Raw genomic sequence first — 16886 nt, forward strand, 5'->3', positions numbered from 1 at the left:
GAGAAGCGCATGCGTTTGAAGACACTCGCCCTCGCCGCAGCGGCTGCTGTCGCAGCTACGCCGGCCATGGCCCAGTATTCCAATGACACGATCAAGATCGGCGTCATGAACGACCAGTCCGGCCTTTATGCCGACCTCTCCGGCCAAGGCTCGGTCTGGGCAGCACGCCGTGCGGTTGCAGACTTCTGCAAGACCACGAAGTGCCACGACAAGATCGAGATCGTCTTCGCCGACCACCAGAACAAGCCGGACATCGGCTCGACGACGGTGCGCCAGTGGTTCGACGTCGACAACGTCGACGTCGTCGTCGACGTGCCGACCTCGTCGGTCGCCCTTGCGGTGAACAACATCACCAAAGAGAAGAACAAGGTCTTCCTCGTCTCCGGCGCCGCGGCCTCGGATCTGACGGGCAAGGCCTGCACGCCCAACACCGTACACTGGACGTACGACACCTGGGCGCTCGCCAACGGCACCGGCAACGCTGTCGTGAAGACCGGTGGCGACACGTGGTTCTTCCTCACGGCCGACTACGCCTTCGGCCACGCCCTCGAGCGTGACACCGCGGCCGTCGTCGAGAAGAGCGGCGGCAAGGTCGTCGGCCGCGTGCGCCACCCCTTCCCCGGGCAAGACTTCTCGTCCTTCCTGCTGCAGGCGCAGTCCTCCAAGGCCAAGATCATCGGCCTCGCCAATGCCGGCAGCGATACGACCAACTCCATCAAGCAGGCTGCCGAGTTCGGCATCGTCCAGGGCGGCCAGAAGCTTGCGGGCCTCCTCGTGTTCATCACCGATGTGCACGCGCTCAGCCTCAAGGTGGCGCAGGGCCTGATCCTCACGGAAGCCTGGTACTGGGATCAGACCGATGCCAACCGTGCCTTCTCGGCCGAGTTCGAAAAGGCCAACAAGGGCAACAAGCCGACGATGGTGCAGGCCGGCGTCTACTCCGCCGTCTATCACTATCTCAAGGCCGTCCACGAGCTGAAGTCGGATGCCGATGGCGCAGCCGTCGTCGCCAAGATGAAGTCGATGCCGACGGAGGACGCGCTCTTCGGCAAAGGCCAGATCCGCGCCGATGGCCGCAAGATCCACGACATGTACCTCTACGAGGTGAAGTCTCCTGCCGAGAGCAAGGGGCCGTGGGACTACTACAAGCTTCGCGCGACGATCCCCGCCGCCGAGGCCTTCCGGCCGCTCGACCAGGGCGACTGCCCGCTGGTGAAGAAGTAATCCGAACGGGCGAGGCGGTGCTTGCGCGCCGCCTCCCCTGCCTCGAGGCGGGAAAAGCGCATGTTTGAACTCATTGGCGTGCCGCCCCAGGCACTCTTCGGCCAGCTTCTGCTCGGCCTGATCAACGGCGCGTTCTACGCACTCCTCAGTCTCGGGCTTGCCGTCATCTTCGGCATGCTCAACGTCATCAATTTCGCGCATGGCGCCCAGTACATGATGGGCGCGTTCGGCGCGTGGATGCTGCTGCAGTACGTCGGCATTCCCTACTGGGGTGCGCTGCTGGTCGTACCGGTGATCATCGGCGCGACGGGCATCATCCTCGAGCGGCTGCTGCTCGCCCGCCTCTATCACCTCGATCATCTCTACGGGCTGCTGTTGACGTTCGGCCTCGCGCTGATCTTCGAAGGTCTCTTCCGCAAGCAGTACGGCTCGTCCGGCCTGCCCTACGCCAATCCCATTCCGGGCGGCACGAACCTCGGGTTCATGTTCCTGCCCTGGTATCGCGGCTGGGTCGTGCTCATCTCGATCGTCGTCTGCCTGGCGACATGGTTCATGATCGAGAAGACCAAGCTCGGCAGCTATCTGCGCGCCGCGACCGAGAACCCGACGCTCGTGCGCGCCTTCGGCATCAATGTCCCGCGCATGATGACGCTCACGTACGGCTTCGGCGTCGGCCTCGCGGCGCTCGCCGGCGTTCTTGCCGCGCCGATCTACTCGGTGAACCCGATCATGGGCTCGAACCTCATCATCGTCGTGTTCGCGGTCGTCGTGATCGGCGGCATGGGCTCGATCATGGGCTCGATCGTGACGGGTTTCGGCCTCGGCGTCATCGAGGGCTTGACCAAGGTCTTCTACCCTGAGGCATCGAACACGGTCATCTTCATCATCATGGCCATCGTGCTGATGCTCCGGCCTGCGGGCCTCTTCGGAACGCCACGCTGAGGTGCCTGCGATGAAAAACTACGACATGCCGATTTTTGCGGCGCTCATCGCCCTGCTGATCGTGGCCCCGCTCGCGATCTACCCCGTCTTCCTGATGAAGGTCCTGTGCTTCGGGCTCTTCGCGCTCGCCTTCAACCTGCTCATCGGCTACGTCGGCCTCTTGTCCTTCGGGCACGCGATGTTCTTCGGCTTCTCGGCCTATATCTCGGCCTACACGGTCAAGGTATGGGGCTGGCCGACGGAGATCGGCATCCTCGCCGGAACTGCCGTCGCGGCTATCCTGGGCCTGATCGCGGGCGCGATCGCCATCCGCCGCCAGGGTATTTATTTCGCCATGGTCACGCTGGCGCTCGCCCAGATGGTCTTCTTCTTCTGTCTGCAGGCGCCGTTCACCGGCGGCGAGGACGGCATTCAGGCCGTTCCGCGCAGGCCGCTGCTCGGCTTCATCGACATCACGCGCGACATCAACTTCTACTATGTCGTGCTCGCCATCTTCGCCGCGGGATTCCTGATCATCTACCGCACCATCCATTCGCCCTTCGGCCAGGTGCTCAAAGCCATTCGCGAGAACGAGCCGCGCGCCATTTCGCTCGGCTACCACGTCGACCGCTACAAGCTGCTCGCCTTCGTCCTCTCGGCGACGCTGGCCGGCCTAGCCGGCGGCACCAAGGCCATCGTCTTCCAGCTCGCATCCCTCACCGATGTGACGTGGCAGATGTCCGGCGAGGTCGTCCTGATGACGCTTGTCGGCGGCATGGGCACGGTGTTCGGCCCGATGGTCGGCGCGGCGGTGATCATCACCATGCAGAACTATCTCGCAGGCTTCGGCGAGTGGGTCCTCGTCATTCAGGGCTTCATCTTCGTCGTCACCGTCCTGCTGTTCCGCCGCGGCGTCGTCGGCGAGATCGCAGCCCTTGCGAGCCGCCTCGGGCGCGGGCGCGAGAGCTCGGCCCGCATGGCTGGAAGTCCCGCAGCAGGACATTGAGGCGGCCCTGTACCGCGGTCTCGCCCCAGACGCGTGGCGAGACCGCCTCCCCCGTTGCCGAGTGGTGCTCCCAAAGCCGCAATCCGGATTGACGGGTTGCCGGTCGAAGGTTCAGAAACATCCGTTGCAATGGTCGGCGCGGGCCTCGGAAATGGCGCCCGCCGGACGAGACGGGGTTCCCGGGGAGGAAGCATGATGCGCGCATTCGTTCAACTCATGGCACTCGCTGCGCTGGCAGCCCTCTCCCCGGCCCAAGCGCAGGCGCCGACGGGCAAAGTCACCGTGCTGACGTCCTTCTCCAAGGATGTGACCGATCCCTTCAAGAAGGCCTTCGAGGCCGCACATCCGGGAACGACCGTCGAGATCCAGAACCGGAACACGAATGCCGGCGTCAAGCTGCTCGAGGAGACGCGCTCGGTCAATCAGGTCGACATCTTCTGGGCCTCGGCGCCGGATGCGTTCGAGGTACTGAAGGGCAAGAAGCTGCTTCAGCTCTACAAGCCCAAGGCGGCAGGCATTCCCGCGAAGATCGGCGCCTACCCGATCAATGATCCGGACGGCTACTACTCGGGCTTTGCCGCCTCCGGCTACGGCATCATGTGGAACGAGCGCTATGCCAAGGCCAACAAGCTGCCCGACCCGAAAGAGTGGCAGGACCTCGCCAAGCCCGTTTATTTCGACCACGTGTCGATCGCGGCGCCCTCGCGCTCGGGGACGACGCACCTGACGATCGAGACGATCCTGCAGGGCGAAGGCTGGGACAAAGGCTGGCGCACGATCAAGGAATGGAGCGGCAATCTCCGCAATGTCACCGAGCGCTCCTTCGGCGTGCCTGATGCGGTGAACTCGGGCCAGGTCGGCTACGGCATTGTCATCGACTTCTTCGCCTTCTCGGCCCAGGGCGCGGGCTTCCCCGTGAAGTTCGTCTATCCGACGGTGACGACGATCGTGCCGGCCAACGTCGGTATTGTCGCCAATCCACCGAACAAGGCCACGGCGGAGGCCTTCGTCGAATATCTGCTCTCGCCCGCCGGACAGGAAGTGCTCCTCGACAAGGGCATCCGGCGCCTGCCCGTTCGCCCCGAGACCTACGCCAAGGCACCGGCCGACTACCCGAACCCCTTCAAGGATCCCTCGCTCGGCGGCAAGGTGACGTTCGACTCCGGCCTATCGAGCGCGCGCACGGCCGTCGTCGACACGCTCTACGATCAGCTCGTGACCTTCCAGCTCGACGGCCTCAAGGCGGCGACGAAGGCCATCCACGCCGCTGAAGCCGCGCTCGCAAAGAAGGACAACGCGGCTGGCCGCGCCGCCCTGAAGGAAGCGCGCGATCTCGTCGCCAAGATGCCGGTTACGGCTGAACAAGCAGCCTCTCCGGAAATCCGGGCGGCCTTCACGGGCGGCAAGGAGAAGTCAGCGCGGCAGGCCGAGCTCGAGCAGCAGTGGGCGGCAAGCGCCAAGGCTGCCTATGCCGCGGCCGAGGCCAAGGCGAACGAAGCTGCCAAGCTCGCCCGCTAAAGGGGGCGCGCCTTGGCCACCGCGATCGAAGCTCCGCGCGCCCCGGCACAGCGGTTTGCCGCCACGCCGGGGCAGATGCTGCTCGCGGCGCTGATCGCACTGTTCCTGGCGCTCTTCCTCGTTATCCCGGTCATCACCGTCATCTACGTTGCCTTCACCGAGAAAGGCACGGGCGCCTTCACGCTCATCAACTTCTACGACTTCGCGCGTACAGACCTGTTCATCGCCTCCTTCTGGAACTCGATGTACGTCGCGGCGATGACCGTCGTCCTCGCATCGCTGTTCGCGCTGCCACTTGCCTACCTCACGACGCGCTTCGAGTTCCGTGGCGCCGGCATCGTCCAGATGCTCGGCTTCATCCCGCTCATCATGCCGCCCTTTGCGGGCGCCGTGGCCATGCAGCTCCTGTTCGGCCGCAATGGCACGATCAACCTTCTGCTGGACGACTGGTTCGGCTTCAAGATCCCGTTCATGGAAGGCCTCAACGGCGTCGTCTTCGCGCAGGCCGTCCACTACTTCCCCTTCATCCTGATCAATCTCTCCGCGGCGCTCCGCAATATCGATCGCTCCATGGAGGAAGCGGCGCAGAACCTCGGCTCGCACGGCTTCCGCCTTTTCCGACGTGTCGTCTTTCCGCTTGCCATGCCCGGTTACATCGCCGGTGCCAGCCTCGTGTTCGTGAAGGTCTTCGACGATCTCGCGACGCCGCTGCTGCTGAACGTGAAGGACATGCTGGCCCCGCAGGCCTATCTGCGCATCACCTCGATCGGGCTTGCCGATCCCATGGGCTACGTGATCGCGGTCGTGCTGATCGTTGTGTCGGTTGCCGCCATGGGCGCCTCGGCATGGGTGATGAAGGGCCGCGACTATGCGACGGTCCAGCGGGGCGGCGGCGGTCTCTCGAAACGGCCGATGAATCGGAGCCAGGCCATTGGCGCCTATGCTGTCGTGCTGCTCATTCTGTTCCTCGTGCTCGCGCCGCATATCGGGCTCTTCCTGCTCTCGATCGCGACTGTGTGGTCGTTCAGCCCGCTGCCGGACGGCTATACCTTCGCGCACTACGCGCGCGTCTTCGCGGAATCGAGCGTCTTCATCAAGAACACGCTGCTGTATGCGACCCTCGCCGGCATCATCGATGTCGTGCTCGGCACAGCCATTGCCTATCTCGTGCTGCGCACGAAGCTGCCCGGCCGCCACTGGCTCGACTGGACGGCCTCGGCTGCTCTCGCCATTCCAGGGGTCGTGCTCGGTATCGGCTATCTCAGGACATTCTTCGACGTGAAGATGCCGGACGGGACATCGTTCGCCTCTTTCTGGATCGTCATCGTGCTGGCGCTCGCCATCCGCCGCCTCCCCTATGCACTGCGCGCCTGCTACGCGGCTCTGCAGCAGGTCTCGGCCTCATTGGAAGAAGCCGCGGAGAACCTCGGCGCAACCAAGTCGCGCACTGTGCGGCGCATTGTTCTGCCGCTAATGATGGGCGGCATACTGGCGGGCTTCGTCACGAGCTTCGCGACCGCGGCCGTCGAGCTTTCGGCCACCCTCATGCTCGTGCAGAGCACGTCCGATGCGCCTTTGGCCTACGGTCTCTATGTCTTCATGCAGTCCCCGGCCGGTCGTGGGCCGGGTGCTGCGCTCGGCATCATCGCGGTACTCCTTGTCGCGGTCTGCACGCTGATCTCGAACTGGATCATCGAGCGCAACCAGCATCTGCGCTCCACACGCACCTGAAGGGCCATGACAGCAATGTCGGACAGGCAAGGCGTCGCCGTCGAAGTCCAGAATGTGGACCTCTCCTATGGCACGAACCACATTCTGAAGGATGTGAGCCTTTCCGTACGCCCTGGCGAATTCTTCGCCTTCCTCGGGCCTTCGGGCTGCGGAAAGACCACGCTCCTGCGATTGATTGCTGGCTTCAACCAGGCCGATCGCGGCGAGGTGCGTCTCGGCGGCATGGACATCTCGCATCTGCCGCCCTGGCGCCGCGACGTCGGCATGGTCTTCCAGAGCTATGCCCTCTGGCCGCACATGACGGTCGCGCGGAACGTCGCCTTCGGGCTTGAGGAGCGGAAGATGCCCCGTGCCGAAATTGCGTCGAAGGTGAAGTCGGCACTGGCGCTCGTGGGTCTCGAGGCGCTCGCCGACCGCTATCCCTCGCAGCTCTCGGGCGGCCAGCAGCAGCGCGTCGCGCTCGCACGCACGATCGCCGTCGAGCCCAAGGTCCTGCTGCTCGATGAGCCCCTTTCCAATCTCGATGCCAAGATGCGCGTGCAGGTGCGGCGCGAATTGCGCGATCTTCAGCAGCGCCTCGGCCTGACGACGATCTTCGTGACGCACGACCAGGAGGAGGCGAACTCCATCTGCGATCGCATCGCCGTGCTGAATGACGGCGCGGTTCAGCAGGTCGGCACGCCCATGGAGCTCTATCAACGGCCCGCGAACCTGTTCGTCGCGAGCTTCCTCGGCACGGCGAACATTCTCCCGGGCCGCATTGCGGGTGATGGCGCCGGACGCATATTCGCGATCAGCGACGGCGCCGAGCTCCCGCTGCCTCCAGGCCAACTTCCCCCGAAGCAATCGAAGCTCGTGTTCCGCCCGCAGCACGCAGCGCTGAACCCAGCCGGCAGTCCGGGTCTCGCAGGGACAATCGCGCATCGCGAGTTTCTCGGCGCGGTCGTCCGCTATGGCGTCTCCATTGCCGGCACCGAGATCCTCGTCGAATCCCCGTTCGGATCGGCCGAGGACCTGCGCGACATCGGCAGCCCGGTCTCCGTGGCCGTGGACGTCGAGCGCGTGCACTTCCTGGATGCCTGAGAACAAGGCATCGAGGGGCGCGTTCGAGCGCCCGTCGCCCCTCGCCCGGCGGGAGCCCCCTGCGCGATTTCCGACAGTTCCCATGCCAGGACAGACGTGCAAGTCTTTGCGCACAACAAGGAATCGAGAGGGATCTGAATGTACCGGATTGGCGTCGACATCGGCGGCACCTTTACTGATTTCGCGCTGAGCAGCGCGTCCGGCGGCCGCATGGCGATCCACAAGCGTCTGACTACGCCACACGATCCCTCGGAGGCCGTGCTTGCCGGCGTCGCGGCGCTCGTCGCTGAGAGCCGCATTGAGATCGGCTCGGTCACCGATATCGTGCACGGCACGACGCTCGTGACGAACGCTGTCATCGAGCGCCGTGGAGCCGTGACCGGAATGCTGGTGACCGCCGGTTTCGGCGACATCATGGATATGGGGCCCGAGCGCCGGTACGACCTCTTCGACCTTCGCATCAAGTATCCACCGCCGCTCGTGCCGCGTCGCCTCAGGATCGAGGTCGACGAGCGCGTGCGCTACGACGGCAGCATTGAGCAGCCGCTCGACGAGGCGGGCGTCATTGCCGCGGCGAAAAAGTTCCGCGAGCTCGGCGTCGAAGCCGTGGCCATCTGCTTCCTCCATGCCTATGCGAACCCGGCGCCGGAGGAGCGTGCCGCTGAAATTCTGCGCGAGGCCGCACCCGAGATCACCGTCTCGACCTCGGCCGACGTCTTTCCCAACATGCGCGAGTTCGAGCGCTGGACGACGACCACGCTCAATGCCTTCACGCAGCCGATGTTCGACCGCTACGTGAAGCGGCTCGAGGACGGCCTCGCCGGCGCGGGCTTTGGCGGCCGCCTCTACATCATGGGATCGAGCGGCGGCACGCTCACGACGGACGCCGCGCGCCGCTATCCCGTGCGCGCGCTCGAGTCCGGCCCAGCGGCTGGCGCCCTGATGAGCGCCCATCATGGCCGCGCCCTCAAGCTGCCGAACCTGCTCTCCTTCGACATGGGCGGCACGACGGCCAAGGGCGCACTCGTTCGTGGCGGGCAGGCGATCAAGAAGTACGCCATGGAAGTGGCGCGCGTGCACGAGTTCCGCCAGGGCAGCGGCCTGCCGATCCGCATTCCCGTGATCGACATGATCGAGATCGGCGCTGGCGGCGGCTCCATTGCCGAAGTCGATGAGCGCGGCCTGCTGCGCGTCGGCCCGCGCAGTGCGGGCGCGATGCCGGGCCCAGCCTGCTACGGCCGTGGCGGCACGCGGCCGACGTTGACCGACGCCAATCTCGTGCTCGGCTATCTCGATGCCGACTTCTTCCTCGGCGGCAAGATGAAGCTCGACAAGGCCGCATCGGAGAAAGCCATCGCGGAAAATGTCGGAAGGCCGCTGAAGCTCGAAACGTTGCGCGCCGCCTGGGGCATTCACGACATCATCTGCGAGGATGTGGCGCGCGCCTTCCGCATTCATGCAACAGAGCGCGGCTTCGACTACCGCAACAGCAGCATGGTGGCGTTCGGCGGCTCCGGCCCGCTCCACGCGCTGTCCGTCGCGCGCAAGCTGAAGATCCCACGCGTCGTGCTGCCTGTCGGCGCGGGTGTCATGTCGGCGCTAGGTCTCCTTGTGAGCCCGCTCGCTTTCGAGGTTGCCCGCTCGCGGCGCATTCATGTCGCGGACATCGACGCAAAAGATTTTGCGACGACCTTCGCGGCGCTGGAGAACGAAGCAGCCGGCTATCTGAAACGCGCCGGCGTTGCTGAGGCGGACATCAAAATCGTGTGCCATCTCGACATGCGCTATCAGGGTCAGGGCCACGAGATCGAGGTCACGCTACCTTCGACCAACGATGTCGCCGGCGTCTTTGCCGACCTTGGTGAGTTGTACGGCCGCGCGTACGAGAAGGCCTATGGCCTGCGCCTCGACGAGCCGACCGAGATCGTCAACTGGAAGGTCGAAGCCGTAGGTCCCACGCCCTCCATCGCCGAGGGCCGTAGCGGCACCGCAGCGGGCGGCGCAGACCGTGCGCTCAAAGGTACGCGGCAAGCCTACGACCCCGTGCACGGCGGCCTTTCGGCGTGGCCCGTCTACGACCGCTATGCGCTTGCGCCCGGTGCTGTCGTGCAGGGTCCGGCCTTGATCGAGGAGCACGAGAGCACGTGCGTCATCGGCGCCGGCAGCTCCGTCACGGTCGATGCCCATTTCAATCTGATCGCAGAACTGAGCGCCTGAAGAGAGCCACAACCATGAACAATGCCCCCTTCGACGCTGTCAGCCTCGGAATCATGTGGGACCGTCTGGTCTCGCTCACGGACGAGATCGTCTCGACGCTCGTCCGCAGCTCGTTCTCCACGATTGTCTACGAGAGCTACGATCTCTCGTGCGTCGTCCTCGACGCCGATACCAACTCCATCGCGCAAGGCACATTCGGCATTCCGGCCTTCATCGGCAGCGCACCCGTCACCTTGCGCCACATGCTGAAGAAGTTTCCCGCCGAGACGCTGAAACCCGGCGACATCGTCGTCACGAACGATCCCTGGCTCGGTACCGGCCATCTGTTCGACATCACGATGATGCGCCCCGTATTCCGCAAAGGCCGCATCGTCGCCTACACGGTCAGCATCACGCATCTGCCGGACATCGGCGGCAACGGCTTCGGCTCGGCCTCGACGGAGGTCTATCAGGAAGGTTTGCGCCTGCCGATCTGCAAGCTCTATGAGGCCGGGCGCCTCAATGAGCTGATCGTCGAGATCATCCGCACGAACGTGCGCGTGCCCGAGCAGGTCATGGGCGACGTCATGGCCAACGTGAGTTGCAACGAGGTTGGCGGGCGCGAGCTCCTCGCCTTCATGGACGAGTACGGCCTCGAGGATCTGCGCGCGCTTTCGGCGGCGATCCGCGGCCAATCCGAGCGCGCCATGCGGGCGAAGATCAGCGAGTTCCGCGATGGCACGTACCGCAATCGCATCAAGGTCGAAGGCTTCGGCGAGCCTGTCGAGTTCGCCGTGCGCGTCGACGTCAAAGGCGACAGCGTCGAGATCGATTTCGACGGCACGTCCGGGTGCGTGCGGGCGGGCGTCAACGTGCCCATCTGCTATACGAACGCCATGGGCCTGCACGCGATCAAATCGCTGACGCTCCCGTCCATTCCGAACAACGAAGGCTCGGTCGCGCCAATCAAGGTGAAAGCGCCGCCCGGCTGCATTCTGAATGCGCTGCCGCCCTTCCCGACGGGCGGACGCCATGCCATGGGCCACTTCGTAACGCCGACGATCTACGGCGCGCTCGCCGAGGCCACGCCCGATCGCGTGCAGGCCGACTCCGGCATGATGAACCTCATCACCTTCCAGGGCCGACGCCGCGACGACCGCGCGTTCTCGTGCCTCTATTTCGCCGCCGGCGGCTATGGCGCACTCGAAAATCTCGACGGCTGGGCTACGCTACCCCATCCCTCGAACATGGCCGTCGTGCCCGTCGAGATCTGGGAAACGCTTACCAACATGACCATCGAGAGCAAGCGCCTGCTCACGGACTCCGGCGGTGCCGGGCGCTGGCGCGGTGGCCTCGGCCAGGAGGTGGTCCTGCGCAATGACACGGGTCACACACTAACCATGCTCGGTATGGGCAATCGCATGGAGTTCCCGGCTCGCGGCATGTTCGGTGGTGGCGCCGGGACGCTGCGCGTGCACGCCGTGGATGGCAGTCCCGTGCACGCGAAGGGGCGCATCGACGTTGCGCCAGGTCAGCGCATTACGGTGACGGAGGCGGGCGGCGGCGGCTTCGGCGATCCACGCCAGCGCAGTCGCGAGGCCGTGCGCGGTGACGTGCTGGATGGGTTCGTCAGCGCTGAAGCTGCGCGCGCGATCTACGGCGCGGAGAGTTAGGGCCAGGAAAGGCTAGGCGCGACTGATATCCTCTGCGGCCCGTGTCATCTCGGGGCCGAGGTAGGCGCGCATGCGCTCTTCAGCGATCAGCGACTTGAAGTCCGGCACTTGTGTCACCGTGCCGCCCGCGACGAACAGGAAGCGCTCGGCGATCTCGTTGAGGATCTCCAGGTGATAGCTCGCCGTCGGGTGCAGGCAGAGAAAGACGAGGCGGCCTTCCGCGCGGAGCTTGCGGAAGAAATCCAGCATGAAGCCGATGTAGCCGTCCTGCGTGTTGAACTGCGGCTCGTCGAACAGATGCACCACCGGACGGTCCACTGGTGAAGGCGCGAGGAAGGCCGAGGGCACGAGCTTGCGGAAGCGGCGCACCTGGTAGGACTGATGGTAGTGGATGGCGAGACGATCGCGTTCGGCATACTTCACGCGATGAATATCGCTGCCGGCGACGAGCACGCGGCCGCTGGTCGGTGCATTCGATCCGGTCATCATCTCGAACAGCGTGGTCTTGCCGGCGCCATTGGGGCCGACGACACCGACAATACCGGGGCCGTCAATTGAGAGGTCCGCTTCGAGCTTGAAGGTCGGTCGGCGCACGAGAACGCCCCGCGTGTAGACCTTGCGCAGGTTCTGGAGCGAGATCAGCGGCACGGAAGCAGGTGTCGCCATGTTCAGACTCCGAGCAGCCGTTGGCGGAGAGCATCGTCGTCCCGCAGCGTCGCAGCGTCGCCGGACCAGGCAACCGTGCCACGATCGAGAACGACGGCCCGATCCGCGACCGAAAGCGCGATCTCCGCATTCTGTTCCACGACAACCGATGCGATCCCCTCCTGCTTGAGACGGCGCACGGTCGCAAGGACATCCGAGACGACTTTCGGCGCGAGACCTTGGCTCGGCTCGTCGAACAGCACGAGGCCGGGCGAGCCGAGCAGTGCGCGCGCAATGGACACCATCTGCATCTCGCCGCCGGAGAGATTCTCGGCATCGCGGTGCATGAGGTACTCGAGCGGCGAGAAGATCGAGAAGGTCTCGTTGATCGTCCAGGCGCGGAAGGGCGTCTTCTTGATCGCGATCCTGAGATTCTTCGCGACCGTGAGCGTCGGGCAGAGACGCCGGTCATCGGGCACCCAGCAGATGCCGGCGCGCGCGATCATGTGCGTCGGCGCGCGCGTGATATCACCACCATTGAAGCGGATGTTGCCGCGGCGCGGTCGCGTCAGGCCAAGGATCGAGCGGATGGTCGTCGTCTTGCCGGCGCCGTTGGCGCCGAGCAGTGCCAGAACCTCGCCCTTGCTCACGCCGAGCGACACGCCGTAGAGCGCCTGCGTCTCGCCGTAGAACGTGTCGATGCCTTGGACCTCGAGGATCATCCGAAGCTCCCGAGGTTCGAGCGCTTCACCCAGGGATTTTCCTGAAGCTCACGCGGCGTGCCGCGCGCGACGACCTGGCCCCAGTGTATGACCGAGATGCGGTCGGCGAGCGAGAACAGGAAGCGCATGTCGTGCTCGACGGCGACGATCGTGAGCTTGCCCTTGAGAGCGCCGATCAGATCCGCGAGGCGGAGCGTGCCGTCCGTGCCGAGGCCGGAGGTCGGTTCGTCGAGGCAGAGCACGCGCGGGCGCTGCGCGAGGGCCACTGCAATTTCGAGCGCGCGCCGCTCGCCATAAGACAGAAGCTTCGCCGAGATCGCGGCCTTCGCACCAAGGCCGACGGAGGCCAGCACCGCGTTGGCCTCATCGGCAAGGGCGGTATCGCCGGCAACGGCGCGGTGCACGTCGAACCCGCGCGCGCGGAAGGCCGGGAGCGCCACCATGACGTTCTCTTGCGCCGTGAAATCATTGAAGAGCGTCATGATCTGGAAAGAGCGGGCCACACCCTTGCGTGCAATGGCGTGCGGGTCGAGACCGGCGATGTCCGAGCCATCGAGGCGGATGCGCCCGCGGCTCGGCTTCACGCTTCCCGTCAGCGTGTTGAAGAAGGTCGTCTTGCCGGCGCCGTTCGGCCCCATGATGCCGTGCAGCTCGCCCTCGTTAACGGACAGATTGATTTCCTCGAGGACGACACGGTCCCCGAAGCGTACGTGAATGCCATCAGCCTCGATCAGCGCCATCATCCGCTCCGAGTTTCAGAGCTGAGGACGGCCGGCGTGGCGCTGCGGCTTCTCCAGCGCTCGGCGATCAGTTTGGCCGTGCCAGCGATGCCTTCGGGCCGGAAGAGCACCAGCAGAACGAACATCGTGCCGAAGTAGAGCATCCATGCATTCGTCGCGGCGCCGATGACGTCACGGGCAATGAGGAAAACGATCACGCCGATGACCGGCCCCCAGAAGCTCACGAGGCCGCCGCCGACCAGCGTCATCATCACAATGAGGCCGGATTGCGCGAGGTTCATCACATCCGGGAATGCCGAGCGCTGCGCCATCGCGAAGAGACCACCGGCGAAACCGGAGAAGGCGGCAGAGAGCACGATGACGCTCAGCTTGTAGAGCCAGACGTTGTAGCCGAGATGCGCGGTGCGGACCTCGCTCTGGCGGATGGCCGAGAGAATGCGGCCGTAGGGCGAATTGACGAGCCGCCAGAGCAGTACGACGACAACCGCGAACACGGCCAGCACGAAATAGTAGAGGGCGTCGTTGTCGGTGATGTCGAACGAGACGACGCCGAGATTGACGGGGAGACGCGCGATGTTCAGAAGGCCGTCCTCGCCGCCGGTGACGCTGTGCCACTTCACGGAGATGGTCCAGAAGATCTGGCCGAAAGCAATCGTCATGAGCGCGAAGTAGATGCCGCGGCGGTGGGCGATGAAGAGGCCGACGAGGAGGCCTGCAAATGCCCCCGCGAGCAGCGCGCCGGCGAGGCTCACCCAGATGTTCGCGGCGATGTTGAACTGCGTGAGGCCGAACGCATAGGCGCCGACGCCGAAGAAGGCGCCGTGGCCGAACGACGGCAGGCCCGATGTGCCGAGAAGTAGATTGAACGCGAGCGCGTAGATCGACCAGATCACGATCTCGACGCCGATGTACGGATAAAGTCCGACCGCGCTGATCCACAATGGCACCGTGGCCAGCACCAGCCAGGTGCCGAGCATGGTCGGCGTGATCAGTCGCGCGTCGCTGGATGTACCGGTCATGATCCTCTCAAACCTCCAGCACGCTCTTCTTGCCGAAGAGTCCGCGTGCGCGGAACGATATGACGGCCACCAGCAGCAGGTACATCGAGAGCAGCGACCACTCCGAGGCATAGGCGCCAGATACACCGACGGCGAGGCCGACGAGCAGGCTTGCGATCACGGCACCCCAGAAGCTCCCGATGCCGCCGAGCACGATGATCAGGAAGGCCGGCACCACGGCATCGACACCCATGTGCGGCCTGATCCCCCAGATCGGCGCGACGACGATCCCTGCAAATGCGGCGAGCATGGTGCCGAGCACGAACACGCCGAGGCGCAGCTTTGAGAGATTCACGCCGAGGGCGCGCACCATCTCGCTGTCGTGGGCGCCCGCTTTGATCATGGCGCCGTAGGGCGTCTTCTCGATAAGCAGCCAGACGAGGCCGATGGCGATCGCCGCCATGCCGGCTGCGTAGAAGCGATAGGTGGACCAGATCAGGTCGGCGAAGATAAAGCCGCCACTCATGGATTGTGGGATCGGCAGCACATGATCGCGCGTGCCCCAGGTGAGGCGGAGTATCTCCTCCAAGACGAGCGCGACACCGAACGTCAGCAGCAGGCCGTAGAGCGGGTCCTTGCCGTACGTGCGGCGCATGCAGAACTCGACGGCAATGCCGACGATACCGGCGAGGCAGGGCGCAACAATCAGAGCGATCCCGTAGCGCCATCCGATCGGAACCTGCAGCCAAAGCGCCGCGAGGTCCGCCGGAAGCGGCGGCTTGGGCCCCGTCAGCGCCAATGCGAGATAAGCGCCGAGCGCGAAGAGCGAGCCGTGCGCCAGATTGATCTGCTCCATGAGCCCGACAATGAGCATGAAACCCAGCGCGATGAGTGCCAGAAGCAGCCCGAGCACGAGGCCATTGAGCAGATGAGGAAGAAGATCGAACACGCAGGGCGCCTTTTGCTTGGCGTTCTGATCAGCACCGCGGCATCGGCTTGATGCCTGTCGGATCACGACGCGCACTGCCCACGATAGGCCCCGCATCGTGCGCGCTGTTGTCATCGGCCGGCGAGGCGGGGGGAGCAGTCGCCCGCCCCGCCTTCCGAACTTTATGCGTCTACCGATGGCACTTTGTCGTAGGGGACGAGCTTGCACTTTGTCGGTGCCGCGTCGTCCAGAACATCCTTCGGCTCGGCCCAGCTCATGATCTCGAAGTGATCCGTGTTGTCGACGGGTTTCGTGTTCTTGCGGCAGAGATAGATCGTCTGCTGCACCTGATGCGTTACGGGATCGATGTAGGCATCGAAGTGCTGCATGCGATCCTTGGCCGACATTTTGTGGCCTTCGAGCGCCTTGATGATCGCGATGTTGTTCGTCGATCCGGCGCGCTCCATGGCACGGAAGAGTTCCTGTGTCGCCATGTAGCCGTTGTACGACACGTTCCCGGGTACGGGGATAGGTCCGTTCTTGTTGGCGTCCTGCCACTTCTTCACGAACTCGGGGACACCCGGGAGATCGAGCTTGTGGTACCAGGTCGTGCCGAACACGCCGAACAGGCTCTGCGGCGAGCCCCACACATCCGGCCAATCCTGCTGATTGTTGATCCACGCCGGGCCGCCCGCAGAATCAAGCTTGAGCTGCGTGATCTGCTCGCGGAGCGCCTTGTTGTCGTCACCGGCAATGGCGGTGCCGACGACCTGCGGTTTGATCTGCTGGATCTTGAGCAGGTAGGACGTGAAGTCGCGCGTGTTCTGCGGCACGAGCAGATTGTCGATGATCTTGCCGCCATTGGCCTCGACCAGGGCCTTGGTGGCCGCGGCTGTCGAATGCCCCCACACATAGTCGTTGGTGAGCAGAAGCCAGTTCTTGCCGATCGACTTCACCGCGTTCGCGACGGCGGCCTTGGAGAAGTTCGTACCATTGCCGTCCCAGACGAACTTGATGCGGCTGCAGTTCTCACCGGCCTCGCTCGGGGCGGAAGAGTTCGTGTTGAGGAAGATGGTGCCGTACTTGTTGGCGACCTGCGTGATCGCGTTCGCGACGCCCGAGTGAAGGGCGCCGATCAGGATCGGGCAATCCTCGCGCGTGATGAAGCGTTCCGCGACGCGCGTGCCTGCGGCCGGGCTCGACTCCGTGTCGGCCGTGACCCATTCGATCTTGCGGCCGAGCACGCCGCCTCTGGCGTTCCATTCGTCAATGACCATGCGGATGGCGCGATGCTCATCCTGGCCGCTGTTGCCGAACTGTCCGCCCGCATCGTTGGTGAGGCCGAGCTTGATCGGCTTCTTGCTCTGCGCATAGGCGCGATTGTGATGCCAGGGGCCGTAAAAAGCGCCGACGCCTGCAAGAGACGCCGTCATCAGGCTGCCCTTCAAAACCGAACGCCGGGACGGGCCACGCCCGGCTTTGCCGTTCTTCGTCATCGCTT

The 16886-nt window shown here is 64.7% G+C and carries 14 protein-coding genes; 8 read left to right on the forward strand and 6 right to left on the reverse strand.

Going from position 1 to position 16886, the window contains the following annotated elements; translation table 11 throughout:
- Nucleotides 1-9: 9 nt before the first annotated feature.
- The 8 genes from CS1BSM3_RS20640 (at nt 10) to CS1BSM3_RS20675 (ending at nt 11352) form a co-directional block, all read left to right on the forward strand.
- Nucleotides 10-1224, forward strand: a complete 1215-nt coding sequence (locus CS1BSM3_RS20640; RefSeq protein ID WP_072390281.1) for an ABC transporter substrate-binding protein — start codon at nt 10-12, stop codon at nt 1222-1224.
- Between the two features lie 60 nt (nt 1225-1284).
- Entirely contained in the window at nt 1285-2166 is an 882-nt protein-coding gene (locus CS1BSM3_RS20645) for a branched-chain amino acid ABC transporter permease (protein ID WP_072390283.1), read from the forward strand.
- 10 nt (nt 2167-2176) lie between these two features.
- Nucleotides 2177-3151, forward strand: coding sequence for a branched-chain amino acid ABC transporter permease (locus tag CS1BSM3_RS20650; protein WP_072390285.1), 975 nt, complete (start codon nt 2177-2179; stop codon nt 3149-3151).
- Nucleotides 3152-3343: 192 nt separating this feature from the next.
- Nucleotides 3344-4669 carry an ABC transporter substrate-binding protein gene (locus tag CS1BSM3_RS20655; protein WP_072390288.1) on the forward strand — a complete coding sequence of 442 codons (1326 nt, stop codon included), beginning with the start codon at nt 3344-3346 and terminating at the stop codon, nt 4667-4669.
- A 75-nt stretch (nt 4670-4744) separates the two neighbouring features.
- Entirely contained in the window at nt 4745-6400 is a 1656-nt protein-coding gene (locus CS1BSM3_RS20660) for an ABC transporter permease (protein WP_083528966.1), read from the forward strand.
- Nucleotides 6401-6406: 6 nt separating this feature from the next.
- Complete coding sequence (locus CS1BSM3_RS20665; protein WP_072390291.1) at nt 6407-7483, forward strand: ABC transporter ATP-binding protein; 1077 nt, start codon at nt 6407-6409, stop codon at nt 7481-7483.
- Nucleotides 7484-7621: 138 nt separating this feature from the next.
- Entirely contained in the window at nt 7622-9700 is a 2079-nt protein-coding gene (locus CS1BSM3_RS20670; RefSeq protein WP_072390294.1) for a hydantoinase/oxoprolinase family protein, read from the forward strand.
- 14 nt (nt 9701-9714) lie between these two features.
- A complete protein-coding gene (locus CS1BSM3_RS20675; RefSeq protein WP_072390297.1) occupies nt 9715-11352 on the forward strand; it encodes a hydantoinase B/oxoprolinase family protein in 1638 nt (545 codons plus the stop codon).
- A gap of 12 nt (nt 11353-11364) precedes the next feature.
- Here the strand turns inward: CS1BSM3_RS20675 and CS1BSM3_RS20680 are convergent, their stop codons facing one another.
- From CS1BSM3_RS20680 to CS1BSM3_RS20705, 6 genes are all read right to left on the reverse strand, one after another.
- Nucleotides 11365-12018 (reverse strand): ATP-binding cassette domain-containing protein, encoded by a 654-nt coding sequence (locus CS1BSM3_RS20680; RefSeq protein ID WP_072390299.1) that lies wholly within the window; start codon nt 12016-12018, stop codon nt 11365-11367.
- A 2-nt stretch (nt 12019-12020) separates the two neighbouring features.
- Nucleotides 12021-12719, reverse strand: coding sequence for an ABC transporter ATP-binding protein (locus tag CS1BSM3_RS20685; protein WP_072390302.1), 699 nt, complete (start codon nt 12717-12719; stop codon nt 12021-12023).
- Nucleotides 12716-13459, reverse strand: coding sequence for an ABC transporter ATP-binding protein (locus CS1BSM3_RS20690; protein WP_072390305.1), 744 nt, complete (start codon nt 13457-13459; stop codon nt 12716-12718). Before CS1BSM3_RS20690 ends, CS1BSM3_RS20685 begins: the two co-directional genes overlap by 4 nt.
- On the reverse strand, nt 13459-14478 hold the full coding sequence (locus CS1BSM3_RS20695) for a branched-chain amino acid ABC transporter permease (RefSeq protein ID WP_072390308.1): 1020 nt from the start codon (nt 14476-14478) through the stop codon (nt 13459-13461). The genes CS1BSM3_RS20690 and CS1BSM3_RS20695 overlap by 1 nt, the downstream gene beginning before the upstream one ends.
- 7 nt (nt 14479-14485) lie before the next feature.
- The gene (locus tag CS1BSM3_RS20700; protein WP_072394189.1) at nt 14486-15406 is read right to left on the reverse strand and encodes a branched-chain amino acid ABC transporter permease; all 921 of its coding nucleotides are present in this window, start codon (nt 15404-15406) and stop codon (nt 14486-14488) included.
- Nucleotides 15407-15567: 161 nt separating this feature from the next.
- A complete protein-coding gene (locus CS1BSM3_RS20705; RefSeq protein ID WP_244540576.1) occupies nt 15568-16881 on the reverse strand; it encodes an ABC transporter substrate-binding protein in 1314 nt (437 codons plus the stop codon).
- Between the last annotated feature and the right edge of the window lie 5 nt (nt 16882-16886).

This window comes from Hyphomicrobium sp. CS1BSMeth3 (assembly GCF_900117415.1).
GTDB lineage: Bacteria > Pseudomonadota > Alphaproteobacteria > Rhizobiales > Hyphomicrobiaceae.

Coding starts and splice junctions, on each gene's coding strand:
- CS1BSM3_RS20650 (WP_072390285.1), top strand. CDS start 2,177: ATGAAAAACTACGACATGCCGATTTTTGCGGCGCTCATCGCCCTGCTG.
- CS1BSM3_RS20665 (WP_072390291.1), top strand. CDS start 6,407: ATGACAGCAATGTCGGACAGGCAAGGCGTCGCCGTCGAAGTCCAGAAT.
- CS1BSM3_RS20640 (WP_072390281.1), top strand. CDS start 10: ATGCGTTTGAAGACACTCGCCCTCGCCGCAGCGGCTGCTGTCGCAGCT.
- CS1BSM3_RS20670 (WP_072390294.1), top strand. CDS start 7,622: ATGTACCGGATTGGCGTCGACATCGGCGGCACCTTTACTGATTTCGCG.
- CS1BSM3_RS20660 (WP_083528966.1), top strand. CDS start 4,745: ATGCTGCTCGCGGCGCTGATCGCACTGTTCCTGGCGCTCTTCCTCGTT.
- CS1BSM3_RS20695 (WP_072390308.1), bottom strand. CDS start 14,478: ATGACCGGTACATCCAGCGACGCGCGACTGATCACGCCGACCATGCTC.
- CS1BSM3_RS20685 (WP_072390302.1), bottom strand. CDS start 12,719: ATGATCCTCGAGGTCCAAGGCATCGACACGTTCTACGGCGAGACGCAG.
- CS1BSM3_RS20655 (WP_072390288.1), top strand. CDS start 3,344: ATGATGCGCGCATTCGTTCAACTCATGGCACTCGCTGCGCTGGCAGCC.
- CS1BSM3_RS20645 (WP_072390283.1), top strand. CDS start 1,285: ATGTTTGAACTCATTGGCGTGCCGCCCCAGGCACTCTTCGGCCAGCTT.
- CS1BSM3_RS20705 (WP_244540576.1), bottom strand. CDS start 16,881: ATGACGAAGAACGGCAAAGCCGGGCGTGGCCCGTCCCGGCGTTCGGTT.
- CS1BSM3_RS20675 (WP_072390297.1), top strand. CDS start 9,715: ATGAACAATGCCCCCTTCGACGCTGTCAGCCTCGGAATCATGTGGGAC.
- CS1BSM3_RS20690 (WP_072390305.1), bottom strand. CDS start 13,459: ATGGCGCTGATCGAGGCTGATGGCATTCACGTACGCTTCGGGGACCGT.
- CS1BSM3_RS20680 (WP_072390299.1), bottom strand. CDS start 12,018: ATGGCGACACCTGCTTCCGTGCCGCTGATCTCGCTCCAGAACCTGCGC.